General features: G+C 37.6%; 25 protein-coding genes and 1 tRNA gene. 19 read left to right on the forward strand and 7 right to left on the reverse strand.

Annotated features, from left to right (window positions below):
• The 7 genes from FVB32_RS10370 to FVB32_RS10400 are packed head-to-tail and all read left to right on the forward strand — an operon-like array spanning position 1 to position 6461.
• Positions 1-285 (forward strand): hypothetical protein, encoded by a 285-nt coding sequence (locus FVB32_RS10370; RefSeq protein WP_147743728.1) that lies wholly within the window; start codon positions 1-3, stop codon positions 283-285.
• Positions 272-2674, forward strand: a complete 2403-nt coding sequence (locus tag FVB32_RS10375; RefSeq protein WP_147743729.1) for a TraG family conjugative transposon ATPase — start codon at positions 272-274, stop codon at positions 2672-2674. The genes FVB32_RS10370 and FVB32_RS10375 overlap by 14 nt, the downstream gene beginning before the upstream one ends.
• Positions 2675-2692: 18 nt before the next feature.
• Entirely contained in the window at positions 2693-3274 is a 582-nt protein-coding gene (locus FVB32_RS10380) for a conjugal transfer protein (protein WP_147743730.1), read from the forward strand.
• On the forward strand, positions 3274-4113 hold the full coding sequence (locus FVB32_RS10385; protein WP_147743731.1) for a hypothetical protein: 840 nt from the start codon (positions 3274-3276) through the stop codon (positions 4111-4113). The genes FVB32_RS10380 and FVB32_RS10385 overlap by 1 nt, the downstream gene beginning before the upstream one ends.
• 6 nt (positions 4114-4119) lie before the next feature.
• Complete coding sequence (locus FVB32_RS10390) at positions 4120-4746, forward strand: conjugal transfer protein TraK (protein ID WP_147743732.1); 627 nt, start codon at positions 4120-4122, stop codon at positions 4744-4746.
• Entirely contained in the window at positions 4727-5662 is a 936-nt protein-coding gene (gene traM / locus FVB32_RS10395) for a conjugative transposon protein TraM (protein WP_147743733.1), read from the forward strand. The genes FVB32_RS10390 and traM overlap by 20 nt, the downstream gene beginning before the upstream one ends.
• Positions 5663-5678: 16 nt before the next feature.
• The gene (locus FVB32_RS10400) at positions 5679-6461 is read left to right on the forward strand and encodes a DUF4138 domain-containing protein (RefSeq protein ID WP_147743734.1); all 783 of its coding nucleotides are present in this window, start codon (positions 5679-5681) and stop codon (positions 6459-6461) included.
• Between the two features lie 56 nt (positions 6462-6517).
• On the opposite strand, the gene FVB32_RS10405 is transcribed toward FVB32_RS10400, so the two are convergent.
• On the reverse strand, positions 6518-7777 hold the full coding sequence (locus FVB32_RS10405) for a site-specific integrase (protein WP_147743735.1): 1260 nt from the start codon (positions 7775-7777) through the stop codon (positions 6518-6520).
• A 233-nt stretch (positions 7778-8010) separates the two neighbouring features.
• Positions 8011-8084 (reverse strand) — tRNA-Arg (locus FVB32_RS10410).
• 63 nt (positions 8085-8147) lie between these two features.
• Here FVB32_RS10410 and FVB32_RS10415 point away from each other — a divergent pair.
• On the forward strand, positions 8148-8660 hold the full coding sequence (locus FVB32_RS10415; RefSeq protein ID WP_147743736.1) for an adenine phosphoribosyltransferase: 513 nt from the start codon (positions 8148-8150) through the stop codon (positions 8658-8660).
• On the opposite strand, the gene FVB32_RS10420 is transcribed toward FVB32_RS10415, so the two are convergent.
• Together FVB32_RS10420 and FVB32_RS10425 are read right to left on the reverse strand one after the other, a co-directional pair.
• Positions 8657-8800 carry an SsrA-binding protein gene (locus tag FVB32_RS10420; RefSeq protein WP_147743737.1) on the reverse strand — a complete coding sequence of 48 codons (144 nt, stop codon included), beginning with the start codon at positions 8798-8800 and terminating at the stop codon, positions 8657-8659. The two genes, FVB32_RS10415 and FVB32_RS10420, sit on opposite strands and share 4 nt — an antisense overlap.
• A gap of 82 nt (positions 8801-8882) precedes the next feature.
• On the reverse strand, positions 8883-10661 hold the full coding sequence (locus FVB32_RS10425) for a DUF885 domain-containing protein (RefSeq protein ID WP_147743738.1): 1779 nt from the start codon (positions 10659-10661) through the stop codon (positions 8883-8885).
• 312 nt (positions 10662-10973) lie between these two features.
• On the opposite strand from FVB32_RS10425, the gene FVB32_RS10430 reads away from it, so the two are divergent.
• A complete protein-coding gene (locus FVB32_RS10430; RefSeq protein WP_147743739.1) occupies positions 10974-12275 on the forward strand; it encodes a prenyltransferase/squalene oxidase repeat-containing protein in 1302 nt (433 codons plus the stop codon).
• A 54-nt stretch (positions 12276-12329) separates the two neighbouring features.
• On the opposite strand, the gene FVB32_RS10435 is transcribed toward FVB32_RS10430, so the two are convergent.
• Positions 12330-13667, reverse strand: a complete 1338-nt coding sequence (locus tag FVB32_RS10435; protein ID WP_147743740.1) for an SPFH domain-containing protein — start codon at positions 13665-13667, stop codon at positions 12330-12332.
• Between the two features lie 525 nt (positions 13668-14192).
• Here FVB32_RS10435 and FVB32_RS10440 point away from each other — a divergent pair.
• Positions 14193-15131 carry a calcium/sodium antiporter gene (locus FVB32_RS10440; RefSeq protein WP_147743741.1) on the forward strand — a complete coding sequence of 313 codons (939 nt, stop codon included), beginning with the start codon at positions 14193-14195 and terminating at the stop codon, positions 15129-15131.
• 51 nt (positions 15132-15182) lie between these two features.
• On the opposite strand, the gene FVB32_RS10445 is transcribed toward FVB32_RS10440, so the two are convergent.
• Positions 15183-16193: a glutamine synthetase beta-grasp domain-containing protein gene (locus FVB32_RS10445; protein ID WP_147743742.1), complete on the reverse strand. Its 1011-nt coding sequence runs from the start codon at positions 16191-16193 to the stop codon at positions 15183-15185.
• A 220-nt stretch (positions 16194-16413) separates the two neighbouring features.
• Between FVB32_RS10445 and FVB32_RS10450 the strand changes: the two genes are divergently transcribed.
• The 9 genes from FVB32_RS10450 (at position 16414) to pyrF (ending at position 25384) form a co-directional block, all read left to right on the forward strand.
• Positions 16414-18591 carry a glutamine synthetase III family protein gene (locus FVB32_RS10450; RefSeq protein WP_394348886.1) on the forward strand — a complete coding sequence of 726 codons (2178 nt, stop codon included), beginning with the start codon at positions 16414-16416 and terminating at the stop codon, positions 18589-18591.
• 89 nt (positions 18592-18680) lie between these two features.
• A complete protein-coding gene (locus FVB32_RS10455; RefSeq protein WP_147743744.1) occupies positions 18681-19859 on the forward strand; it encodes an AIR synthase related protein in 1179 nt (392 codons plus the stop codon).
• Between the two features lie 46 nt (positions 19860-19905).
• Positions 19906-20361, forward strand: coding sequence for a QcrA and Rieske domain-containing protein (locus FVB32_RS10460; protein ID WP_147743745.1), 456 nt, complete (start codon positions 19906-19908; stop codon positions 20359-20361).
• Positions 20362-20381: 20 nt separating this feature from the next.
• Complete coding sequence (locus FVB32_RS10465) at positions 20382-20819, forward strand: thioredoxin family protein (protein WP_147743746.1); 438 nt, start codon at positions 20382-20384, stop codon at positions 20817-20819.
• Entirely contained in the window at positions 20816-21811 is a 996-nt protein-coding gene (locus tag FVB32_RS10470; RefSeq protein ID WP_147743747.1) for an FAD:protein FMN transferase, read from the forward strand. The genes FVB32_RS10465 and FVB32_RS10470 overlap by 4 nt, the downstream gene beginning before the upstream one ends.
• A 10-nt stretch (positions 21812-21821) precedes the next feature.
• On the forward strand, positions 21822-22031 hold the full coding sequence (locus FVB32_RS10475; protein WP_147743748.1) for a DUF4266 domain-containing protein: 210 nt from the start codon (positions 21822-21824) through the stop codon (positions 22029-22031).
• Positions 22032-22035: 4 nt separating this feature from the next.
• Positions 22036-23352, forward strand: coding sequence for a DUF3570 domain-containing protein (locus FVB32_RS10480; RefSeq protein ID WP_246139868.1), 1317 nt, complete (start codon positions 22036-22038; stop codon positions 23350-23352).
• 66 nt (positions 23353-23418) lie between these two features.
• On the forward strand, positions 23419-24495 hold the full coding sequence (gene prfA / locus FVB32_RS10485; RefSeq protein ID WP_147743750.1) for a peptide chain release factor 1: 1077 nt from the start codon (positions 23419-23421) through the stop codon (positions 24493-24495).
• A gap of 64 nt (positions 24496-24559) precedes the next feature.
• Entirely contained in the window at positions 24560-25384 is an 825-nt protein-coding gene (pyrF, locus tag FVB32_RS10490; RefSeq protein ID WP_147743751.1) for an orotidine-5'-phosphate decarboxylase, read from the forward strand.
• Between the two features lies 1 nt (position 25385).
• Here pyrF and FVB32_RS10495 read toward each other — a convergent pair whose 3' ends face one another.
• Entirely contained in the window at positions 25386-25580 is a 195-nt protein-coding gene (locus FVB32_RS10495; protein WP_147743752.1) for a hypothetical protein, read from the reverse strand.
• Positions 25581-25746: the final 166 nt, after the last annotated feature.

Here is a 25746-nt window from a genome sequence, read left to right on the forward strand (position 1 = left end):
ATGAAACGCTATGAAATCTATAAGGATATTAGAAAGCGAGCTGTGATTATGGGATTGCCTATATCATTGTTCGCTTTGATGATGACATCGGTCATCGGGTCATTGCTGTTCATCATCTTTTCCTTCAGCTTTTTAGTAATCATATCAATATTCCTATTTAACGGAGGTCTATATGCCGTATTGACCCAGCTGACCAAACAGCCTGCATTACTCCATTTCAAAAAAGTATTCCCAAAAACCATCAGCAACAAGAAGTTAAGTCCATTATCCTATGAAGAAAATTAACCTATCCGCATACCATCCTATTTTGAGCATTGAAAATCACATCGTGTTTGCCAATAATGGGAATGTTGTACTATGCTACAAAGCAGACCTACCTGAAATTTATTCCCTATCTGAAAAGGATTTTGAAGATATACACGGTTCTTGGTTTCAGGCTTTCAAGTCGTTGCCAACGAGTACCGTCATACACAAACAGGATATTTACAGGAAAACCGATTTTGATACCAGTTACATACCAAATGATAGTTTTTTAGAGAAAGCAACTTATAATCATTTTAAAGGTCGAGAGTGTCTAACGCATCAATCTTATTTGTACTTCACACTGCCTTTAGATAAAGCATTGAATGCTTCAAAGTTTACCAATCCGTTCCGAAAAGTGGAAAAGGGCATTCACAAACAGCTGGACCATAACGTTCAAGAGTTTATTGCTTCAGTAAATGATGCGGTTTCCTTTATCAATAACAGCCGCAGGGTGTCCCTGAGACAATTAAATGAGAACGAAATCTTAGAGCTTACAAGTACATACTTCAATGGGTTTAATGAGGGATTTGATACCGATATTCAATTAAAGAAATCAGCGATTGAAATTGGGGAGAACCATTTTGATGTGTTGGCTGTAAATAGCGAACTCTGTTTTGGTGATGCGGTACAAAGCAGTAAGACCAATGACAAATTCACTTCAGATGATTTTGTATTCCATCAGGGCTTTATTGACGGATTGGGATTGAACCTGAATGAGAACCATATCATCAACCAAATCATTTACCTAGATGACAAACATAAATGGAGAAAACTACTGGACAAAAAAATTGAAGAACTTAGCAAGAGTTCCAACTTCGGAACACAGAACAAAGTCATTCAAAGGAAGATTGAAGCTATTGTTGCTAAAATTAATGAGGACGACAGTTCAAGAATTATACGTGGGCATCTCAACATTGTTTTCTGGTCGCCAGAAGCCCAACAGCTAAATAGTATTGCTTCAAAGATTAAGACCGAATTTAAGGAGCTGGACATTGTACCTTATTATCCAAAAGGCGAAGAAAGAAAGCACTACTTTCTCAATTCCTATTGTTGTTTTAGTTCCAATTTCTCTAATGAAGATTTATACGTCACCGATTTAAAACATGCGCTGTGCTTGTACCTCAACAACAGCAATTATAAGTCAGATGAGCAGGGCATCATTTTTAATGATAGGCAGTATAACATTCCTGTTTTAAAAGATGTATGGGATGAACAAAAGAAGCGAATTAAAGCTCGGAACTTCGCCATTTTTGCCCCAACAGGAGAAGGAAAATCTTTTCTAGCAAATAATATTCTTAGACAATACTTCGAGGCCGACGTGCGGCTGGTCATTATCGATTTGGGAGGCTCATATTCCAAATTCGCAAAGCTTTACCCCAATGACCATATCATCCTACGCTATGAGCAGGGAAAGAATTTGGGCATCAATCCTTTTTACATTTCCAACGAAGCGGATTTGACCCCTGAGCGATTAGAAGACCTCGCCATTTTCCTATTGGAACTATTAGCTGAAGGTAACCAGGTTTCGAAAGCCAAAGAAGTAGCCATTAAAAAAGTCCTGTTGCACTATTACAAACACATCCGATTAAATCATTCGCTAGCGTCTTTGTATCAGTTTATAGATGATAAAACAGATAGCCTCATAGAGGCTCTTAATATCAGGGAAGAGCATTTCAGTGTTTACAATTTTCTGCATATCCTTTCTGAATATGTGGATGGCGGACTTTATAGCTTCCTCTTCAATGTGAGCGAGGACCAAACCTATAAAATTGAGGACAAGCGTATGATTGTCTTTGAACTCGATGAAGTTAAGGACAACAAGGAAATCCTTTCTGTAATGCTGAAGCTCATAAAATCAGCTATCCAAAGAACTATTTGGCGTAATCGTTCCGAACGTGGAATCATCCTGTTCGATGAGTTTGCCAAACAGCTCAAATTCGATAATGTTCTGGAAAGTGTGGAATTCTATTATCAAGCTATCCGAAAACAAAATGGGGCTATCGGCATCATTCTGCAATCCATCAATCAATTGCCGAACAATTCCACATCGGCAAGTATTCTTGAAAATACACAGGTCATTTATAGCCTAAGAAATGAGAAAGGTTATGAAGAACTAAAAAACAGGCTTAACCTGTCTAGCCACGATTTGAATCAATTAAAGTCCATTCGCAATAATCTTACGGGAGATAGAAAGTACACGGAGATGTTCATCAAGATTGGAAAGGAGAGCAACATCTTTCGTCTTGAAGTGCCTAAAGAAGTGTATGCCGCTTACCTCACAGACGGCAAAGAAAGCGACCGCATAATGCGGATTTATGAAAAAACAAATGACATGGAAGAAGCCATAAATACATTCATTAAACAATTATAAATCTAAAAAACGAAAATCATGAAATTAAAAATCAAACTTTTAGGAATAGCCCTAACCTTTGCCCTTTTAATGCCAGCAGGCGCTGCCTGCCAAGGAATGCCGGTGTATGACAACACGAACTTTATCAGTTTTGCCAAATCGTTGATTGAATCTGCAAAACAGACTTCACAACTCCTTAAAACGGTACAGTTTCTTAAAACTCAAAAAGAAAATATCGAGAAAGTCAACAATGTAATTAAGCAGTTAAAAGCAGTACGTGATATAGCAAGGAACAATCAAAAATTATTTGATATGGTACAGAACGATTTAAGGGAAATTTTGAACTCTCCCTATATCAAATCTGATGAAGTCAATAGGGTTTCAGAATCCTTTAATTCCATAATTGAAAGCTCTTTGGAAGGATTGGATTATATCGACCAGATTCTTTCCAGTAATAATCTTAAAATGACCGATGCCGAACGTGCAGAAGTTCTGAAAGGTATAGAGTTACAATCTAAGGAAATGGTGGCTGAAATTGAGGCCAAGACCAAACGCTATCGTGAGATTATTGCCTTTAGGGAAATGCAAGATAAAATCAATAACAGGGAAACCAATTACTAATGGCGGGTATCTTTTTGGGTATAGGATTAGAATATGTTGATGCGGTTTTTACCACTATCAAAAACAGTGACTTTTCTCAGTACACCATTACTGGAATGAAGACACTGGCCATTCTATTCTTTTTAATCAATATCCTGAAAAAATACAATGAGGGTGTAGCTAATAATGAGGGATATACCTGGGGATTAACTCCGGCAGAATTGGCAAAGAATTTTGCAGTCGTCATTTTGGTCATCTTTTCTACACAGGTATTGGATGTTTTTGATACCATTCTGGTGGCCATCGAGACCCAATACCGAGACACGGCTCCTGCACTCCTCCCGTTACAGATGCAAGATATCGATTTGGAACAGGATGTGGGCGCATTGGAAGCCGCCAAAAAGGCAATGGCCATGTTATATGAAGCTCTGGTAACTCCTTTATATGGATTGAAGATGTTGGCTTTTATCATTGGGATATTCCTATGGTTATTGGATTTGTTTATCTATCCCTTATTCTTGGCAGAACGCTACTTTTTACTTGGTATAATGCAAGCATTTTTTCCATTGGTCATCAGTCTGGCGGTATTTGAAAAGTTTCGTTCACTGGCCTATAATTTTTTCAAACTATATGCAGGAGTATATATGCTAGTACCTGCTTTTTTCCTGGTCAATGTTTTTGTAAACAACCTGTATACAGAAATCAATACCAATTTTTGGAATAGTCTTTTTGGAACCGATTGGGGAAGTACATTTTTCGCACCATTACTTCAATTTGGTTCTATCGGGTTTATCGTTTTATTAAAATTCAAACTCTATCGCAGGGCAACATCATTTGTCTTTAAACTCTTTTCCGCCTAATCAATTATGAAAACACCATATCAAAATATTTACAACGTACTCCGCTTGAACCGATTCATTGTTCTAGCGGTAATCATTGGGGCTGTTTTAACCTGCATTGTTTCAGTACTCATGGTTATAAAGCTTCACAAAGAATCTGTCAATAATGCCTTTGTGGTCAATTCGGATGGAAGTGTCATTCCCCTTAAAATGGTACAGCAAAACGAAAATATAGAAGTAGAAATATTATCACATTTAGAACAGTTCCATACCTATTTCTACCACATCGATGCGAGCAATTATGAAAAGAATCTGGAGAAAGCTTTATGGTTAGGAAATAGTTCTGTAGATGCATTGTACAGACAGAAAAAAGCTGATGGTGTCTACAACCGATTATTACAATATTCCTTAGTGCAAAAAGTATTGAAAATTGAATCAAAAATTGATATCCAAAAAGAACCTTATCGATTTGAAACCACTATCATTTTTGAAATCAATCGTGGGTCGATAATCGACATTTATGAATTGACTACATCTGGAAACATTATCCATGTAGATAGAAGCTTTCCCAACAATACCCACGGATTATTGATAACCAACTTTTTTGAAAACAAGCTGAAAAAACTAGATAATTATGAAGATAGAAAAGAATAAAATCGTGTTCGCTGCCGTCATTTTGTGTGTAGTACTCTTTATTGGTTCCTATGCCGTCATTGCATTGGGAGATGAAGAAGAACCAACTATTGATAACAACCAGATTCCAGTTCCAGAATTGGGTGATGCCCAAAAAGAATATGATTCCAAGTTAGAAGCTCTGGATGACCTTAAAGAAGTAAGACAAACCAATGCGCCGAGCATTTATGATGAGCGTCTATTGGATTCTACTGGAGTCTATGACCCCGATTTATTGGATAAAGAAAAGATGCGGATTGTGGATAGCATCTATAATGAAGGGCGTATCAGTTATTCCGACAGGAGCTTTAGAAAACCCAAGGTTAAAATTGAGCAAAAGCCACTACAGAAAGATTCTATTTCTAAAATAGCTATGAAAGAAGGGCGTATTGTCCCTAAAGAGTTGGGATTGGAACATCAACTGTTTTTTGCTTCCAATCCATTGGAAAATGTAAACCTCATAACCCAGAATACTGATGCCTTCATTTATGTTCGAGTAGATGGAACACAAACGGTTCGAAACAATTATCGTTTGCAAATGCGTCTAACCAAAGATGCCCTCATCAATGGCATTACTGTTCTAAAGAACACACCCATTTATGGTTTTGTGAGCTTTAAACCTAATCGTACCATTATAGAGATTCAAAACATCAATCATAAATCTGTTAAGCTGAATGCTTTTGACCTTCAGGACGGAAGCGAAGGCATCTATATTGAGAATAGTTTTAGAGCTGAAGCGAGGCAAGAAGTGGTTGGGGATATTGTAGATGATATCAATATTGTAGGTGTTCCACAAGTAAGCGGTATCAAAAGGATATTTCAGCGTAACAACCGCACTGTAAAAGTTACGGTAACCGATAATTATCAACTCATTCTAAAAGCCGATAATCGGCAATAATTAAAACCCTTTAATCATGAAAATATATATCATATTCATACTAGCCATATGCTCAAACTATGTAAATGCACAACAATCACTAGATACAATTTATGCCAATGAGAAAAAAAATGTTGCCTTATTTTTCCCCGAACCTATTCGCCAAGGGATTACTGGAACATCCAATTTTGTCTTTACTTATAACCGAGAAAAAGAACAGTATTTTGGATTGTTGCAAGCCACTCCAGGAGAAGAAAGTAATTTGTTGACTGTGATTAAAAATGGTCAGGTCTATTCTTATATTTTGAAATATAAAGAGCAGTTGCAAAAACTCAACTACTTTATAACTACTAAAGAAAGTATAGGGAGTGAACGACCAGTGGTCTTAAAACAAAAGCAAATAGTTCGACCACCCGATAGAATAGACTATTTCAAAAAATTCAGTAATCATTTGTTGAAATCAAATTCTGGTTCTATCGCAACCAAACGAAAAAAAGGTATCAAGTTGCAGTTGCAAGAGATGGTTTATAATGCTTCGGAAGTCTATTTGGTTCTAGAAATTAAGAATAAGTCCGAAATTAATTTTGAGATTGATTATTTAAACATCTATAAAGTAAACGGCAATAAAAAGCGTAAGGCTTCCTATCAGAAACTGTTTATGAAAGCCGATTATACACATGAAATACCCAATACCATTAAAGTAGGGCAAACTAATAGATTTGTATATGTGCTACCAAAGTTTGTATTGGGTGATAATGAAAAGTTGATGATGGAAATGAGTGAAGAGAAAGGGAGTAGGAAAATAGTATTAGAAAATTAAAAAAAAATGCTTTTGAATTTCTCAAAAGCATTTTCTATTTAAGCTACTATTTTTAACTAGGTATTATGCGATATTCGAAGTTCATTTTTATCCAGAGCCTCTATTTTATTTCTTAACGCTTTCATATCCTCACTTATTTTTCGTTCAACGACCCTAGCATAAACCTGAGTAGAAGCAATTTTTGAGTGTCCTAATAATTTTGAAACTGTCTCTATTGGAACACCATTGCTCAATGTGACAGTAGTGGCAAACGTATGTCGAGCCATATGAAACGTAAGATTCTTTTTTAGACCACAAGCTTCGGCAATTTCCTTTAAATACAGATTCACTTTTTCATTCGTAATTACCGGAAATAAAGTCCCCGTTATCTCGGTCATTGGATGGTTTTCGTATTTAATAAGCAATTCTTTTGACTTTCTAAGAAGTGGAACTTTCACTGATGATTTAGTTTTTTGACGATTTGTGAATATCCAATCGTTCCCATCTATTCCTTTAAGAATATTATTACTTGTCAGGTTCATTATATCTATATATGCAATTCCTGTATAGCAACTAAAGATGAACAAGTCTCGTACTCTTTCTAATCGAGCAATCGGAAAATTATAGGTTTCAATATTTGACAGTTCGTTTTCAGTTAAAAATGGTCGCTCTCTTTTTTCATAAGTTGGTTTCCATCTAACAAACGGGTCCCTTTCTATCCATTCAATATGATACCCTAGTGTTACAATTTTTCGAAATCTTTGTACATGTTTCATAACAGTGTTATTGCTCATAGCCTTATGGTGGCCCTTTGGCCAATACGTATGCAGAAAATTGGCAAAATCGCTTATAAATTTAAAGTTCAAATCCTTTAAGTAGATGTCAGAAGTCTTTAAAACATTGTTCAAATATCTATTGATATACCCTTCAGTTACTCCAAAGTTTCTTAGCGTACCTTTTGCTAATGTTTTTTGAGTCTTATTGTTATGATATTCGAGGAGATTTTGGAGTGTTTTTGAATTTCCTCCCTCGCCAAGGTAATTTGCCTTAATCAATTTAGCAGTGATTAACTCCCTTTTAAATTTTAAGTCTTGATAACATTGAAAAAGCTGGGTTTGGACTTGTTTTAGATACTCGTTTATTTGTTTGGCTTCATTTGAAGTGCCTTTAGCTTTTTTCTTTTTAACATCCCAAAGTAGTAATGGAATTCTTCTTTTGAGGCTAATGTCAACTCTTTTACTATTTACAGTTATTCGAGCGTAGAGAGGCGCTTCGTCACTAATAGCTTTAGATTTTTTGACTAAAAAAAGAATTGAAAAAGTGTTTTGTGTACGCATAGTTGTCGTCTTTAAATTATTAAATATTTATCGAGACGAAAGTCAAATCAACTATTCTAATTCAATAAACCAATTTGATAAAATGTGACCTAAGGTCACATTTTTAAAAAAGGTACCTTTTAAGGTCACATTTAAAGTCAAATCAATTCAAATCTTATGTACTCCTAAAAACTTGAAAACCATGTAAATCATAAGACTTACATGGTTTTGTTACTAATTTGCATTAGTTTTAGTGACCTCGACAGGATTCAAACCTGTAACCTTCTGAGCCGTAATCAGATGCGCTATTCAGTTGCGCCACGAGGCCTTTTTAATGGGGTGCAAATATATTTCTTTTTAAATTTACGACAAAACCTCATAACCAAAAATAATGGATTTTGAACCCTACATTCGTGATATAGAAAACTTTCCAAAACCCGGAGTTGTTTTTAAGGATATCACCCCCCTTTTAAAAGATGCCAAAGCACTTACAGCTGCTTGCCAAACCCTTTGTGATATGATTGTAAAACATGATATAGATAAAGTTGTGGGTGTGGACAGCAGGGGTTTTATTTTTGCCCCCTTAATTGCCTCAAAATTGAATGCTGGTTTTGTTCCAGTACGTAAAAAAGGGAAACTGCCCTATACAACCATTTCCGAATCATATGAACTGGAATACGGCGAGGATACACTTGAAATCCATACAGATGCCATACAAAAAGGTGAAAAGGTGTTGGTACACGATGATGTATTGGCAACTGGAGGAACTGCAAGTGCAGTTTGCAAACTGGTAGAGAAATTAGGTGGAGAGGTAGTACAGTGTAATTTTTTAATTCACCTTACTTTTTTAAATGGGTCAAATAAGCTGAATGGGTATGATATAAAAGCGCTGCTTGAGTATTAGTCCAAGGCTTTTATAGTAACAAAATAGCGCCAACCAATAATGGCTAATTGAAATTTAGATGCTTTTGACAAGTCTAACCCTTTTTTAGAGTAAGAGGGGAGGATAGCTTTGTTGATTTTGGCCAATAATTTGTAGAACATGGGTTAAGGTGTTGGTAAAGACAAAGATAACCAAGTTTCTTAAAGCATAAAAAGGGCCGCTATAAACGGCCCTTTTTAATAACTAACTGTTTTCTTTAATCCAATTATCTATTTTACTCTCTAACAATGCCAGAGGAACGCAGCCCGTTTCTAAAACTTGGTTATGAAATTGGCGAACGTCAAAATTGTCTCCTAAAGCAGTTTTTGCCTTTTCTCGTAATTCTATGATCTTCAACTGGCCAATTTTATAGGATAATGCTTGTCCAGGATTTGCCATATAGCGTTCAATTTCTGAAACGATACTAGCCTCAGATTCTGCTTCATTATCCAAGGAATATTGAATGGCTTCCTCACGTGTCCATTCTTTGGAATGCAAACCAGTATCCACGACAAGACGTACCGCTCTGTGCATTTCAGCCCCAAGCATACCAAAAAGCTGGTAGGGATCTGTATACAGCCCTAACTCAGTGCCTAAAGATTCACTATATAGTGCCCATCCTTCGCCATAGCCACTATACCAAAGTGTTTTTCTAAACTTTGGAAGCTCATCGCTTTCCTGTGTCAATGAGATTTGATAGTGATGCCCTGGAATAGCCTCGTGAAGAAACAAAGATTCATCTGAATACACATTATATTTTGATACCTCTGGAATGGGAGTATAAAAAATACCAGGACGTGTGCCATCTAAAGAACCGGGATTGTATTCCGCACTTGCAGACTTTTCCCGAAATGCTTCTGTACGACGGACTTCAAATGGTGTTTTTGGTTTTACATCAAATAGTTTTTCTATCTGAGGCTTCATGCGGTCATGAATGGCATTGAAGTTATCAATAACCTGCTGCGGATCTGAATATGGCATCAACTCTTTGTTATTGCGCACAAAATCAAAAAAAGCTTTCAAATCTCCTTCAAAACCTACCTGTTCTTTAATTTTTTCCATTTCGGAACGAATCCGTGCCACTTCGCTCAGACCCAAATCATGAATCTCAGCAGCGGTCATGTTGGTCGTGGTATACTTTTTTATTTGATGTGCATAATATGCATCACCATCAGGTTCTCCTTGTATTCCACTAGATTCACGCCCTGCTTTTGAATATTCATCACTCATGAAATCATGCAACTTTTGGTAGGCAGGAATTACCTTATTATTCACCATACTCTTATATGCTTCGGCCAAAGTAGCTTTTTCATCTTCAGTGAAACTGTCTGGAAGGTTTTTTATGGGTTGATAAAAGAGATGTTTATCTAAGTCCGTTGCCGTAAGGGATTGTAATTGTGGCAATACTTTTTTGATTAAAGATTTTGGAAGAACATGGCCTTTGGCCATTCCCTCTCTCATTTTTTCTTCCGCACTGGACATCCACTCCAAATAGCCATCCACTCTTTTCATCCAGTTTTCATAATCCTCAACGGTTGCAAAAGGTTGTGCGCTGGAACCACTGGCCAGTTGTCCCATAAATAGGTTAGGGGACCACATTTGATCAATCGGGGTAAGATTTGCATTAAAGTTGAACTCATTTAAGTTGATATCGCATTCCCAGGCCAAAATAGCCTTGCTCATTTGCTCACTTTTGGTAAGACTCTCATCTGAAAAAGTTGCTAGCTTATTTTTATAATTTTCAAAGTGGGCTTTTGATTTTGCAGCAAACTCATCAGAAAGAAAATTCGTAAAAACATCATCATAACGATGATCACCAGCAGTTGTAGCATTTAATGGATTCAATTTCAATCCATCTTCATAATAATTGTCCAATAAAGCTGCAAAATCTGCACTAACATTAGAGGATTCTTCTTTTTTAGGTTCCTGTTTACAGGAATGCAAAGCAGTAATCGTAAGAAGTAAAAGTGTTATTTTTTTCATCAATTTAGACAGGATTTGTTATAAAAATGTAAAATAGGCATATCAAATAAAATGTGAACACATCGAATTGCTAAAGTTTTCTAAAAAAGAGTCCAAGCAAGACGGGGTTTTGAATTAAAGGCCCACTATCAATCCTTGATTTATTCTTTTAAAGTTTAAGTGATTTTAGAATAGCAGAGCCAATAAAGTCCGCATGGAAATTTTCACTCAACAGAACTCTAGGTACACTCATTCAAAGACGAATCAGACTCGATATTCATTTTTTGAACGGATTACCTTGTCTAGATTCAACAAAAATTAAAACTTTTAAAGATGAAGACAACATTGAAATTTCTATTGGTACCCGTCTTGGCGATGGTGGGGATAGTATTTTATATTGCACTAACAGCCTCTAAGCCAAAGAGAACGATACAACCAGAAAAGGGTTGTGTATTTATGACTGTCATGGGCGAACAATCGTCCAAAGGATTTGATCGATTTAGATCTGATGAGAACATACAATTAGCTGTTCGAGATGGGCTTCAATGGTTGTCCAAGGCCCAGTTGCCCAGTGGTGGGTATGGAGCGGGAAGCCATTCAGCGCAACATATTAGAGACCCCCATGCTGTAAAGGGCGACCCGGCTACTACTGCCATAGTGGGGATGGCTTTGTTAAGGAGTGGCACAACTCTGGAAAAAGGAATTCATGCACAAAACCTTAAAAAGGCACTAGACTATATACTGAAGACTATTGAAAGTGCAGCTAATGATGACCCGTTTATCACAGAAGTGAGAAACACTCAAATACAATCGAAACTAGGTCAAAATATTGATGCTGTTTTAGCAGCCCAGTTCCTTTCCAATGTTCTGGATAGGGATTTGAAAGGAATGGACCGAAAAAGAATTGCACGTTGTTTGGATATCTGTATTGCCCGAATTCAAGATGGGACCGATGAACATGGAAAACAAAGGGGAGCTGGTTGGGCCGGAGTCTTACAAAGTGGAATGGCCAATAGTGCTTTGGAATCTGCCCAAGCCGTTGGTGTTGAGGTTGACGAAGTGGTTTTGGAAAGATCCAAAAAGTATCAGAAACAGAATTATAATGAAGAAGATGGTTCGGTTAAAACAGATGAAGGGGCTGGGATCATACTATATGCGGTGAGTGGAAGTGTTAGGGCAAGTGCTAAAGAAGCTCGGAAAGCCAAAGCAGATATAAAGAAAGCCAAAGCTGAAGGTAAGATAGCTCAGGATGCAGAAGTAAATGCGGAGACGCTTGAAGAAATAGGATATGTGCGTGGAGATGCCCAGAAATATGGAACCGCCTATAAAGTATACGAATCTGCAAAGAAAACGGCTCAACGTGATGATGTGCTGGATGGTTTTGGAAACAATGGAGGAGAAGAATTCTTAAGTTATTTGCAAACTGGTGAGTCGATGTTGGTGAGCAAGGATGAGGACTGGAAAAATTGGTATGACGATATGAGCGGGCGTATTCTAAAAATTCAAAATGAGGATGGTAGTTGGAATGGCCATCATTGTATTACCAGTCCTGTTTTTTGTACAGCTACAAGCCTACTTTTATTAACTGTAGAGGAAGACATTACTTTTTTGCAAAAAATTGGAGCCGAAGAATAAACAACAACTTTATAAAGTTTAAAAGCCCGGTCTTTGGCCGGGCTTTTCCTTTGGTTATTTATTGGTATTCTTCTCAATCATTTTTTTGGCAAGTTCAGCACCAATGAGTGATTGAAGTAGGTTGCTGTTATTTTGCTTTTGGTCACCACCTTCAATAAATATTTCGGGTAGCCTAAGCTCCTTCAGTTCACGTGCTACGCCTACAGAGGTTTTATAGTCCCATTCTGCTCGCTCTTGAGGCGTTAAACCGGCACTAACCAATTTTGCATTTTGATAGGATTCTGCATCAGCGGCTACTTTTTTACTCAATGCCTTGAACTTCTCCACTTCAAATTGCTTTTTCTCCTTAACAAGGTTAAATTCTGCAACTTTGGCCTCGGTTTCAGCCGCAATGGTCTTCTGTATCTGCTCTTTCTCTAAACGAGCTCTTTCCGTGGCTTTGTCAGCCTCACCACGAGCCTTTTCTTTTTGAGCCCTATAGAATTCTCTTTCGGCTTGTTGTTTTTCTAATTGGGTCTGCGCTACTTCTTCTTTTTGTAATTGCAATCGCTTGTCAAAGGTACTTTCCCAATCAATTTCAGTTACAACGGCTTGTATCACGGTTAACCCATAGGCTTTAAGCGAGTTGCCTTTTTCGCGAACAGGTTCGCCATTTCTAATTTGAATTCGAAACCGTTTATGTTTGGTCTCTTTATTCACTATCGTTCTAACAGTGCTGCTATCACCAATGATTTCGCGAGTTTGATTATCTGCATACTCCTCCAATACATACATTCCGTTTTCCAGTTGATCTTTAAAATAACGGTCAAAGTCCGAAGCTTGACCAGAGATGTAATCCTGGGCGTCCATAAGTTTGCAGGTGTTTTTTATGGATTGATCAATATTGGGGATGATCCTAGATCGTATCATGTTTTTTTCCGTTTTATTACGGTCTGCAACGGATAAAAACTGTGATTCATCTTCGGTGTTTATACTTATGACCACAGAAGTGGCTATTCTGGCTTTTACCGCATCACTAAAGGCCCAATATTTAGCGGCATCCACGTTGGCGTACTCGCTTTGCTCGCCCAGATCTCCTTCATTGTTAGGAATTACATATTTAATGGGCAACTCAAACTGAATAGGAATTAGCCTTCCCCACATTTTAGTGTGTATTCCCTGTCTAAAAACTGCTTTCTGCCCGCCCCACGGATACTGTACCGCATAAGCAGTACCAGGTTCTGCATAAAAGAAAGTTCCAGTTACAATGCTAAGTACGATTCCCATACCTATTATTTGAAGGCTTCGCTTTGTAGAAAACCATTGCAATAATTTTGCATTTTTAAAAAGTGGTTTTGTAACCAGTGTAACAATTCCTAATAGTATAATCAGTATTCCAAATAAAGTAATCATAGTGATTGGTTTTAAAGGTTAAACAAAAATGAACTCGATGAGTTGTATAAGCAACATTACCATAAACTTGACTATTGTAATCATTGTGTTGATTGATTTTTAGTGTTAAAAAATTGTTGTGAACCAGTTACATTTTTTAATATAAAATGAGAATTATCATGTCTCCAAATTTTTGGAGCAGAATCAATACAATTGAATACAAGATTGTAGGTTTAAAAATGAGATAGCATTTAGAATTTATGTGACCTTCTTGATGTAAGTATTAAATTGAAAGATAAAAAGTACATTTAGGTAATAAAATATAATAAATGTAGAGGTGTTTTTGGTTCAATTTTGAAAACCAAGGGGCTTTTCGTTTAAAAAATGACTGATTTTGGTGATTTCGTTTCGTGGGCTGAAAACCGAAATCAATTTTCAGTAATATTTTTTTGGAAGAATTTGAATGATTTTTACACTGTATATTTTTTTCACTTCAAATGTTTCGAGGAATAAATCTTCATCTATATTTACACCAAAATCTAATTGTTGGGAAATCTACTTTTTATCATTCTTGGTCTTACACTTCTTATTGTAGGAGGAAATTGGTTGTTAAAAGCTGCGGTAGCTTTGTCGCTTAGATTGGCAATTCCAAAAATTGTAATCGGAATGACGGTAGTTTCTTTTGCCACTTCCGCTCCAGAGCTTATTGTAAGTATAAAGGCTGCACTGGATGGATTCCCTGATTTGGCCTTAGGAAATGTAGTTGGGTCTAACATTGCCAATTTAGGACTGGTATTGGCCATTACGGTTTTACTTGGAAGTATTGATGTTCGAAAGAGTTTTTATACTACAGATTGGCCTGTAATGATAGTGGCTTCATTACTTTTTGTTGGCTTTATTTATTTTGATGGCGAGCTTCAACAATACGAAGGTATTATCATGGTCGTTTTTCTGTTTCTGTTTCTTGTTTACCTGCTCAGATTTCAGAAAACAGCTGTGGTAGACGAAATGCCAGAAGATGATATCCCTTTACCATTATATAAAATCGTAATGTTTTTGGGGATAGGGGGTACTGCACTATGGGGTGGTTCTGAGTTATTGATCGATGGTGCTGTTGGAATGGCATCTTCCTTTGGTGTAAGCGATAGAATTATTGGAATCACAATAGTTTCAGTTGGTACTAGCATTCCTGAATTAGCAGCCTCCATTATTGCAATTTTGAAGAAGGAAAAAGCGATTTCATTAGGTAATTTAATCGGCTCAAATATTTTTAACCTTTTGGCAGTATTGGGGATAACCTCGATAATTACTCCAATAACTGTGGTTGATCAAGGATTGCTTTCTAATGATATTTTCTGGATGCTGGGAATTTCTTTTCTTATACTTCCTCTGGTGTTCTTCCCAAAAGGATTGCGTCTAGGGTGGAGGGATGGTTTAATTTTGATATTATTCTATATCGTTTTTGTATACCTGACCGTAAAGTAAAAGCCGCCCAAAAAGGACGGCTCTTAAACTATTAGCAACAATTAGTTTATACTATACATCAGCGGACTTCACTGTTTTGATAATCCTACCTGCAATTTTGTAAGGATCACCGTTAGAAGCTGGTCTTCTATCTTCCAACCATCCTTTCCAACCTTTTTCTACGGTAATGATGGGGATTCTAATAGATGCCCCTCTATCTGAAACGCCGTAAGAGAAATCGGATACGTGGGCGGTTTCATGTAATCCAGTCAAACGCTCATCATTAAACTCTCCATAAACATCTATATGTTCCGCTGTAACGGGCCTAAACGCTTCGCAAATTTTCTCATAAATCTCTTTGGAACCACATGTTCTTAAAGTTGTGTTTGAGAAGTTGGCGTGCATACCAGAACCATTCCAATCTCCTTTCACTGGTTTTGGGTGGTATTCAATATAATAACCATGTTTTTCTGTCAGCCTGTCCAATAAGTAACGCGCAACCCAGATTTCATCACCTGCTTTTTTGGCGCCTTTGGCAAATAATTGAAACTCCCATTGTCCTGGAGCAACTTCTTGGTTGATACCTTCAAAATTCAATCCAGCTTCAATACAAAGATTTGCATGCTCTTCAACAAGATCTCTACCCCAAGTGTATCTACCTCCCACAGAGCAGTAGTATTTACCTTGTGGCCCAGGGAATCCACCACGTGGAAAACCTAACGGTAAATCGGTTTTTGTATCCATCAAGAAATATTCTTGTTCAAATCCGAACCAAAAATCATCATCATCATCATCAATAGTGGCTCTTGCGTTAGAAGGATGTGGAGTACCATCAGCACTTAAAACTTCTGACATTACCAAAAACCCATTTTTTCTTACCGGGTCAGGAAAGATGGCTACAGGTTTTAATAAACAATCAGAAGAGCCTCCTGATGCTTGTTCGGTTGATGAACCGTCAAAAGACCAAATTGGACAGTCTTCCAATTTTCCGCTAAAGTCGTTTTCAACCTTGGTTTTACTTCTCATGTTTTGAGTTGGCTTGTGACCATCTAACCAGATGTATTCTAATTTTGACTTACTCATAATTGTGGTAGTTATTTGTTCTCAAATTTACAAGCAACAAAAATATATTTTTCATTTGATAATATCCATTTTAAAGGGTTAAAAAAACAAACAGATAGATAAAATTTGGATTACCCCTACTTTATAGGGGGATAAATGAAAAAAAACTAATATTTCCTTCATATATTATTAAATTGTTAATTGTAGTTTTGCAGTATAAATGTGTTAAATAGTGTTAATTATGAGATTTGAAGCCTTAGAAGAAAGCCGAAAAAGAACCTATCCCAATGTGGAAGAAACCGGTAGAAGGTCTGAATTATTTGGACAAAGTGTTTTTAATGAAGACAAAATGCTTCAGTTTTTAACCAAGGAAGCTTTGGAGAAAGTAAAATCCGCCATTTTTCAAGGAAGTAAAATTGATAGAAAAATAGCAGATCAGGTGGCTGAGGGAATGAAAGCATGGGCATTGTCCATGGGAGCTACGCACTATACACATTGGTTTCAGCCGCTAACAGGCTCAACGGCAGAAAAACACGATGCTTTCTTCGATATCCTTTCTGATGGAAGGGCCATGGAAAAATTTGGAGGTGCCCAACTAGTGCAGCAAGAGCCAGATGCTTCCAGTTTTCCAAGTGGTGGTATTAGAAATACTTTTGAGGCGCGCGGATATACTGCATGGGATCCTACGTCTCCGGCATTTATTTATAAAACGACCCTGTGTATTCCAACCATCTTTGTGGCCTATACCGGTGAGGCTTTAGACAATAAGGCACCTTTGCTTAGAGCATTACACGCAGTAGATGAGGCTGCAACAGGGGTTGCCCAATATTTTGATAAAAATGTGCGCAAGGTGCACGCAACATTGGGTTGGGAACAAGAGTATTTTTTAGTGGATAAAGCTTTGATACAATCGAGATTGGACCTTGTGATGACTGGAAGAACTTTGGTGGGCAATCCCGCAGCTAAAGGACAGCAATTAGATGATCATTATTTTGGGGTAATCCCAGCTAGGGTACTGAGTTTTATGAGTGATTTGGAAAAACAATGTACCAAATTGGGAATTCCGGTTAAAACAAGGCATAACGAAGTCGCGCCCAATCAGTTTGAACTGGCCCCAGTTTTTGAAGAAGCTAACCTATCTGTAGATCACAATCTATTGTTGATGGATGTGATGGAAGAGATTGCAGATCGACATAATTTCACAGTACTTTTTCACGAAAAACCTTTTGCAGGAGTAAATGGGTCAGGAAAACATAACAACTGGTCTTTATCCACAGATACCGGTGTTAATTTGCTCAGTCCAGGTTCAACCCCAATGAAAAACCTGCAATTTCTCGCCTTTTTTGTAAATACCATTAAGGCGGTGGATACCTATGAAGAGTTATTGCGCTCTTCTATCGCATCTGCTAGTAATGATCATAGGTTGGGGGCCAATGAAGCACCACCTTCCATTATTTCAATTTTTATTGGAAAACAGTTGAGTGATGTTTTGGATGAACTGGAAGGCGTTTCCAAAGGGAAATTATCTCCTCAAGAGAAAACCGAACTCAAATTAAACGTAGTAGGTAAGATTCCGGAGATTTTATTGGACAATACCGATCGTAACCGGACATCTCCATTTGCTTTTACCGGTAATAAATTTGAAATGAGAGGCGTGGGCGCTAAAACCAATTGTGCCAAACCTATGACTATTTTAAACACGATTGTTGCCAAACAACTCACAGACTTTAAAAAAGAGGTTGATGCATTGATAGACAAGAAAAACCTTAAAAAGGATGAGGCTGTTTTTAACGTGCTCCGAGAATATATCAAAACTTCAAAGCGGATTCGTTTTGATGGAGATGGCTATGGTACAGAATGGCAAGATGAGGCTAGACGACGAAAACTGAGTAATAATAAAAACACTCCCGAAGCTTTACAGGTACTTACTTCAAAAGATAGCATTGCCCTTTTTAAGGATATGGATGTTATGAGTGAAGTGGAGCTCAAAGCGCATCAAGAAGTCGAATTGGAGGCCTATATTCTTCACTTACAAATTGAAGGTAGAGTGTTAGGTGAAATGGTGTATAATCATATCATTCCAGCAGCCTTAAAATATCAGAATGTGCTATTGGAAAATGTAAAAGGACTTAAGGAGGTGTATGGAGCTGCCTATAACAAGGTTGCAGAAAGTCAGCTTAATATTTTAGAGCAAATAGGAGAACATATGGCGGTTATCAAGAAATTGACCGATGAAATGACTGCCACGAGAAAACGGGCAAACGGATTATCTACAATCAATAAAAAAGCACAGACATACTGTAATGATGTAAAACCTTATCTTGAATCCATCCGTGAGCAATCTGATAAATTGGAAAAATTAATTTCTGATGATTTGTGGCCTTTTACAAAGTACAGAGAATTGTTGTTTACCAAATAGTGAATAGTTTAAAATGCCTTTTGGCAAAAGAGCCATTATCCTTTGCGTTAATTGATGGCTTTCTGCTATTTTTGCCCAAAACATAGTTAATGTCCTCAGACACCAGTAAGAGATATGCCCAACGAGGGGTTTCAGCATCAAAAGAAGATGTGCATAATGCCATTAAGAACATAGACAAAGGGCTTTTTCCTAAAGCTTTTTGCAAAATAGTTCCTGATTATTTAACAGGTAGCCAAGAACATTGTTTGGTGATGCATGCAGATGGTGCGGGAACAAAATCTTCCTTGGCTTATATGTACTGGAAAGAAACTGGTGACGTCTCTGTCTGGAAAGGTATTGCCCAAGATGCGCTTATCATGAATGTTGATGATTTAATTTGTGTGGGCGCGGTAGATAATATTATGTTGTCTTCCACCATTGGGAGAAATAAAAATCTGATTCCGGGGGAAGTTATTTCTGCCATCATCAATGGAACTGAAGAGCTGATAGCAGATTTGAAAAAACACGGAATGACCATCCATTCCACTGGTGGAGAAACAGCAGATGTAGGGGATTTAGTGCGAACAATTATTGTTGATTCAACGGTTACAGCGCGACTTAAAAGAGATGATGTAATTGATAATGCAAATATAAAAGCTGGCGATGTTATTGTTGGTTTGGCTTCCTTTGGCCAAGCAAGCTATGAAACCGAATACAACGGAGGAATGGGTAGTAATGGACTTACTTCGGCAAGACATGATGTTTTTGGAAAGTATTTGGCCGAAAAGTATCCAGAAAGTTTTGATGCATCGGTCCCAGAAGAATTGGTGTATTCTGGAAATACAGCTTTGACGGACACTGTTCAAGATGCTCCTTTGGACGCAGGAAAATTGGTGTTATCGCCCACCAGAACCTACGCTCCGATTATAAAGAAAGTGTTAGAGCAGTATACCTCGGCACAAATCCATGGAATGGTGCATTGCAGTGGAGGAGCACAAACCAAAATTCTTCATTTTGTGGAGAACCTTCATGTCATAAAAGACAATATGTTTTCCATTCCGCCGCTCTTCAAATTAATTCAAGAGCAATCCGGTACAGATTGGAAGGAAATGTATCAAGTTTTTAACTGTGGCCATCGAATGGAATTATATGTAGATGAGCATGTTGCGGAGGATATCATTACCATCTCAAAGACTTTTAACGTAGATGCGCAAATTATTGGTAGCGTAGAAGATTCTGAGCAGAAAAAATTGACCATCAAAAGTGAATTTGGACTCTTTGAATATTAGCATACGATTCAGCATAATTTAACGTTCTTTCTATAAACCCCGCGCTATGGAAAGAAAAGAATTCTTAAGAAGTTTAGGAGCAAGTGCTGCATTTGCCCTAACATTCCCTTGTTTACATGGATGTTCATCCGATTCTGAAGACCTGGAACAGTTCCCGGAACCAGACGGAGTGGACTTTACCGTAGATTTAGATGCTGCTGAGGCGGCTCCTCTTGCAAACAACGGCGGCTTTATTTTAGTGAAATCCGATCAAAACTTTAATTATACAGATATTGTTGTTGCCAGAAACTTGGAAGGGAATCTAATCGCTGCAAGTCAAATCTGTAGTCATCAGCAAACTGAAGAGGTTCGGTTTATTTCAGAAGATGGAGGGATTTTTAGATGTTCTACCCATGGTTCAAGATTTAGTCAAACAGGAACGCCTTTAAATTCGGTGACCAGCAATCCATTACGTGTTTTCAATACAGAGCTTAATGGGACTACACTTCGAGTTTTTGAATAATCTTTTTTAAAATTGAATAAATGAAGCACTTATTTTTTATAGTATGCTGTCTTTTTTTTGGTTCACTTCATGCGCAGCAATGGCAGGAGAGTTTTGATGATGCCGTGAAACTGGCCAATGAAGAGGATAAGCCTATTGTCTTGGTGTTTTCTGGTTCAGACTGGTGCCCTCCGTGCATTCGATTGAAACGGAATATTTTGGATTCAGAAGATTTTAAGGCATATGCTTCATCACATTATATCATGTATAATGCAGATTTTCCAAGAAAGAAGAAGAATCTACTTCCCTTGGACAAACTGAATGCGAATAAGTCTTTGGCAGAAAAATACAACCCAAAAGGACACTTTCCTTTAGTTGTGGTCATGAACAAACAAGAAATGGTTTTAGGCAAAACAGGTTTTGATAGGAAAGCCTCACCCGAAAAATATATTTCTAAGCTGAACAGTTTTGTAAAATGAGAGTACTCCCTGTTCTTGTTTGCAGCTTATTTTTTATGCTGTCCAAAGGACAGGAGCCAAAAGATGTCACGGTAAAACAGACATTGAAACTTATGGGCACCCGGTTTGAAATAACCGTTATTGCACCTAATGAGGACATAGGATATATCAATATAGATGAAGCCATTTCAGAAATAAAGCGGATTGAAAAAATCATTTCGTCATGGGATGATGCGTCTGAAACCTCATTGATTAACAAGAACGCTGGTATTAAACCAGTGAAAGTATCTCTCGAACTTTTTCATTTAATCGAACGAGCCAAGAAGATTTCAGAAATTACTGATGGTGCATTCGATATTTCCTATGCATCAATGGACAAGGTTTGGAAGTTTGATGGTACAATGGGTAAGGCCCCTTCAGAGGCCATAATTAAAAGTTCTATTTCAAAAATAGGACACGATAAGATCATTCTTGATGCCGATAAACAGACTGTGTATTTGGCTGAGCGAGGTATGCGGATTGGCTTTGGGGCTATTGGAAAGGGATATGCCGCAGATCGCGCCAAAGAACTTCTAGTGTCCAAGCAAGTAAAAGGAGGCATTATAAATGCATCGGGAGATTTAACTACCTGGGGAACCAAAGCAACAGGTGAAAAATGGTTAGTAGGTATCGCCAACCCTTTGAGCAAAGAAAAAGTTTTCAGCTGGCTGCCTGTGGTGGAATCTTCTGTAGCGACATCTGGAAATTATGAGAAATACATCGTATTGAATGGTGAGAAATACTCTCATATTATTGATCCCAGAAGCGGTTATCCCACAACGGGAGTACATAGTGTTTCAGTTTTCGCAAAGAATGCGGAACTATGTGATGCTTTGGCTACAGCGGTATTTATTATGGGACGTGACAGTGGTATTCACCTGATCAATCAAATAGATGGTGTTGAGGTTGTTGTAGTCGATTCAGATAATAAGATCCATAAAAGTTCAGGAATTCTTTTTGATAAAAATCAGTAAATTTAGAATTATGCAAAAACTTCTTTTCCTCTTGGTATTGTTGATTTTTTCAAGCTCCTGTGTTGCCGTTCGGGAATATGATAAGGTCTATCTCAATGATATTGAAATGCAGCTTGGTGCAAGGGCATCGGAGCGTTTTGAGACCAACTTCCAAATATATAGGGAAGCCTCATCTGGTGCTAATGGAGGTAAAACAGGAGGTGGTTGTGGCTGCAATTAAAAAAATGAATTCAAATATTGACGGTTTGACCCTTCAAACTTCTTTAAAAATAAAGTACACCCTTATTTTATTTCTTTTTGTTGCTGCGGGGTGGGCACAACAGACCAATACTTCCTATACAAAAAGAGTGTTGGAAGCCAGTGAAATAGATATGCTGTTCAGCTATTATAGCCAAGATGGGCAAAATGCGGCAGTTACAGGTGGAGAGGGAACCGAAGAGCTTACGGATGCCACATCGACCCTGGTTTTGCGCCTACCTATGAATGAAAATGATGTACTTACAGTAGATGTTGGACTATCTGCGTATACTTCGGCATCTTCAAGTAACGTAAACCCTTTGGATGGAGGTAACATTAATGCGACGCCTTTTGATGCATCTTCTGGGGAATCGAGAAAAGATCTACTGGCCTATATAAACCCAAGTTATCAGCATAGTTCAGAGGATAGAAACGCTATTTGGAGTGCCAACGCCTATTTTTCGACTGAATATGACTATTTTTCTATTGGTTTTGGAGGTAGTTATTCCCGACTTTTCAATGAAAAAAACACAGAATTGACCATAAGTGGTAATGTCTTTTTGGATAAGTGGAATGCCATTTACCCAATTGAATTGAGAGAGGGTTTCTTTGATGACCGGATTACAGGAAATGGGACCTACAATCCAAACTTCAACGTATTTGAAAAAGAGAATAGGAATTCCTATTCGGTATCATTGAGTTTTTCCCAGATTCTAAGCAAGAAATTACAAGGTGCACTTTTTGTGGACTTTGTTTCACAAAATGGATTGCTGAGCACCCCTTTTCAACGCGTTTATTTTGGAGATGCTGAAGACTTCTTTATTGATGATTTTCAGTTAGCGGATGATGTGGAACAGCTGCCAGACAACAGATTTAAGGTCCCTTTCGGGGGTCGGCTCAACTATTATGTCAATGACCTTTTGGTATTGCGGTCTTATTATCGCTTTTATTGGGATGACTGGGGTATTACCTCGCACACGGCAAGCATTGAAGCGCCATTTAAATTAACGGATAAGTTCACCTTGTATCCATCATACAGGTATTATACCCAATCTGAAGCAGATTATTTTTATGCAAAAGAAACTGCACTTTCTACATTCGATTTTTACACTTCGGATTACGACTTGTCTAACTACAATGCGCATCAATATGGAGGAGGAATTCAGTATAAAGACATCTTCACGAATGCTAAAATCTTGACTTTTGGTTTAAAAACCATCGATTTGCGCTTTAGTCAGTATGATAGAAGTGATGGTCTTAATGCTTCAATTATAACCTTGGGAGCCACTTTTGTGGGTAATTAAGAGGTTTTCGTAAAAATTCAATCCAATCAAAAATCGTAAATTCGCAATCCTAACGCGGATTGATTTATGCTTGACAAACTCAATATAGTAAAACAACGTTTTGATGAGGTTTCCGACCTTATTATTCAGCCAGATATCATCACTGACCAAAAAAGATATGTAAAGCTGAATAAGGAATACAAGGACTTAAAAGTGCTTGTGGATAAACGTGAAGAATATATAGCTTTCACCAATAATATTGCAGAAGCCGAAGAAATTATTGCAGATGGTAGCGATACTGAAATGTTGGAAATGGCCAAAATGCAGTTGGAGGAGGCAAAAAGTGGATTGCCGAAATTGGAGGAGGAAATTAAATTTTTACTGATTCCAAAAGACCCTGAGGATGAAAAGGACGTGGTGATGGAAATTAGGGCTGGAACGGGTGGAGATGAAGCTAGTATTTTTGCTGGAGACCTTTATCGCATGTACTCCAAATATTGTGAGTCAAAAGGATGGAAAACAAATATTATAGATTTAAACGAAGGTACCAGCGGAGGCTATAAAGAAATTCACTTTGAAGTGAGTGGAGAGGACGTATATGGCACGTTGAAGTTTGAGGCTGGTGTGCATAGGGTACAACGCGTTCCACAGACAGAAACCCAGGGGAGGGTACATACTAGTGCTGCTACAGTAATGGTGATTCCAGAAGCGGAGGATTTTGATGTTCAAATTGAACCCAAAGATGTAAGGATTGATTTTTTCTGTTCGTCAGGACCTGGGGGACAATCTGTAAACACTACGTATTCTGCCGTAAGGCTTACACACATTCCAACGGGATTGGTGGCGCAGTGCCAAGACCAAAAATCCCAACATAAAAACAAAGAAAAAGCATTTAAAGTGCTGCGTTCAAGGTTGTATGATTTGGAACTGGCGAAGAAACAAGAAGAAGATGCGGCCAAACGTAATTCGCAAGTAAGTAGTGGGGACCGTTCTGCAAAAATAAGGACGTATAACTATCCGCAAGGTAGGGTCACGGACCATAGAATAGGCTTAACGCTTTACGATTTACAGAATATCATCAACGGAGATGTGCAAAAAATTATTGATGAATTAATGCTGGTTGAGAATACGGAAAAATTAAAGGAAGCCTCTGAAATTTTCTAAAATCAGTTTAACAATTCACCATAAACTAGCCATAGGTTCTAATGTTATCGAGAACGCTTTTTAAATGAAAATAGACCAATTAATTGCTCAAATTAGAGAGAAGAAAACCTTTCTATGTGTTGGATTGGATACGGATTTGGATAAGATTCCGGAGCACCTGCTTAAAGAGGAAGACCCCATTTTTGCATTCAACAAGGCTATTATAGATGCTACGCATCAGTTTTGTGTGGCCTATAAACCCAATATTGCATTTTATGAGGCATATGGCCTAAAAGGGTGGAAAGCTTTGGAGAGAACCATGGAATATTTGAATACGGAATATCCAGAGGTTTTCACCATTGCAGATGCAAAGCGAGGTGATATTGGCAATACTTCAACCAGATATGCAAAAGCATTTTTTGAAACACTAAATTTTGATTCAATTACCATAGCTCCATATATGGGGAAGGATTCCGTGGAACCCTTTTTAGCGTTTAAGGACAAGCATACTATTTTGTTGGCATTGACCTCCAATCAAGGAGCTTTTGATTTTCAGACTAAACAGGTTAACGGTCAGGAATTGTACAAAGAGGTATTAGCGACTTCAAAAAGCTACAAAAATGCAGAAAATCTAATGTATGTGGTTGGGGCAACCAAGGCGTCATACCTGTCTGAAGTAAGACAAATAGTTCCGGAAAGTTTTCTTTTAGTTCCTGGGGTAGGAGCGCAAGGGGGCAATTTACAGGAAGTCTGTAAATATGGAATTACTAAAGATATTGGCTTGTTGGTGAATTCCTCCAGAGGAATATTATATGCTTCCCAAGGATTAGATTTTGCCAAGATGGCTGGGGATAAAGCAAAAAGTATTCAGAAGGAAATGGAGATTGAATTAAATAAACTAGACGTTTAGTTTAAGCAAGATTTTCCAATATCTTTTTAATTGCTTCAGCTTTTCTATTAAAAAATTCACCAAGATTGGTGTTTATGTACGTTGCATCTGCAGCCTTTTCAATAAAATTTTGATACCTGTATTCCAAAATAGAAATGGCATGGCTTCCGCTGGTGATTGGAGTCACTGCTCCAACTCTACAATACTGATTTTTCATTTTATAAGATTTGTTATACCAAAGATACGTTGAAATGTCAGTTCTGGACTATGCTGAAGATGTGTATACGTCTAGAAATCAGGTACTTTATCTAAAATTTAACGAAATCTGGCCCCCAACCTCAGAGATCTTAGCATTTCTTAGTAAAAAATTAACGTACATTTAT

The sequence above is a fragment of the Flagellimonas hymeniacidonis genome (assembly GCF_008040165.1).
GTDB classification, from domain to species: domain Bacteria; phylum Bacteroidota; class Bacteroidia; order Flavobacteriales; family Flavobacteriaceae; genus Flagellimonas; species Flagellimonas hymeniacidonis.

Coding starts and splice junctions, on each gene's coding strand:
- traM (WP_147743733.1), top strand. CDS start 4,727: ATGAAGATAGAAAAGAATAAAATCGTGTTCGCTGCCGTCATTTTGTGT.
- FVB32_RS10495 (WP_147743752.1), bottom strand. CDS start 25,580: ATGAAAAATCAGTATTGTAGAGTTGGAGCAGTGACTCCAATCACCAGC.
- pyrF (WP_147743751.1), top strand. CDS start 24,560: ATGAAAATAGACCAATTAATTGCTCAAATTAGAGAGAAGAAAACCTTT.
- prfA (WP_147743750.1), top strand. CDS start 23,419: ATGCTTGACAAACTCAATATAGTAAAACAACGTTTTGATGAGGTTTCC.
- FVB32_RS10455 (WP_147743744.1), top strand. CDS start 18,681: ATGTCCTCAGACACCAGTAAGAGATATGCCCAACGAGGGGTTTCAGCA.
- FVB32_RS10465 (WP_147743746.1), top strand. CDS start 20,382: ATGAAGCACTTATTTTTTATAGTATGCTGTCTTTTTTTTGGTTCACTT.
- FVB32_RS10450 (WP_394348886.1), top strand. CDS start 16,414: ATGAGATTTGAAGCCTTAGAAGAAAGCCGAAAAAGAACCTATCCCAAT.
- FVB32_RS10370 (WP_147743728.1), top strand. CDS start 1: ATGAAACGCTATGAAATCTATAAGGATATTAGAAAGCGAGCTGTGATT.
- FVB32_RS10475 (WP_147743748.1), top strand. CDS start 21,822: ATGCAAAAACTTCTTTTCCTCTTGGTATTGTTGATTTTTTCAAGCTCC.
- FVB32_RS10420 (WP_147743737.1), bottom strand. CDS start 8,800: ATGTTCTACAAATTATTGGCCAAAATCAACAAAGCTATCCTCCCCTCT.
- FVB32_RS10415 (WP_147743736.1), top strand. CDS start 8,148: ATGGATTTTGAACCCTACATTCGTGATATAGAAAACTTTCCAAAACCC.
- FVB32_RS10460 (WP_147743745.1), top strand. CDS start 19,906: ATGGAAAGAAAAGAATTCTTAAGAAGTTTAGGAGCAAGTGCTGCATTT.
- FVB32_RS10400 (WP_147743734.1), top strand. CDS start 5,679: ATGAAAATATATATCATATTCATACTAGCCATATGCTCAAACTATGTA.
- FVB32_RS10435 (WP_147743740.1), bottom strand. CDS start 13,667: ATGATTACTTTATTTGGAATACTGATTATACTATTAGGAATTGTTACA.
- FVB32_RS10375 (WP_147743729.1), top strand. CDS start 272: ATGAAGAAAATTAACCTATCCGCATACCATCCTATTTTGAGCATTGAA.
- FVB32_RS10380 (WP_147743730.1), top strand. CDS start 2,693: ATGAAATTAAAAATCAAACTTTTAGGAATAGCCCTAACCTTTGCCCTT.
- FVB32_RS10385 (WP_147743731.1), top strand. CDS start 3,274: ATGGCGGGTATCTTTTTGGGTATAGGATTAGAATATGTTGATGCGGTT.
- FVB32_RS10445 (WP_147743742.1), bottom strand. CDS start 16,193: ATGAGTAAGTCAAAATTAGAATACATCTGGTTAGATGGTCACAAGCCA.
- FVB32_RS10470 (WP_147743747.1), top strand. CDS start 20,816: ATGAGAGTACTCCCTGTTCTTGTTTGCAGCTTATTTTTTATGCTGTCC.
- FVB32_RS10425 (WP_147743738.1), bottom strand. CDS start 10,661: ATGAAAAAAATAACACTTTTACTTCTTACGATTACTGCTTTGCATTCC.
- FVB32_RS10480 (WP_246139868.1), top strand. CDS start 22,036: ATGAATTCAAATATTGACGGTTTGACCCTTCAAACTTCTTTAAAAATA.
- FVB32_RS10405 (WP_147743735.1), bottom strand. CDS start 7,777: ATGCGTACACAAAACACTTTTTCAATTCTTTTTTTAGTCAAAAAATCT.
- FVB32_RS10430 (WP_147743739.1), top strand. CDS start 10,974: ATGAAGACAACATTGAAATTTCTATTGGTACCCGTCTTGGCGATGGTG.
- FVB32_RS10390 (WP_147743732.1), top strand. CDS start 4,120: ATGAAAACACCATATCAAAATATTTACAACGTACTCCGCTTGAACCGA.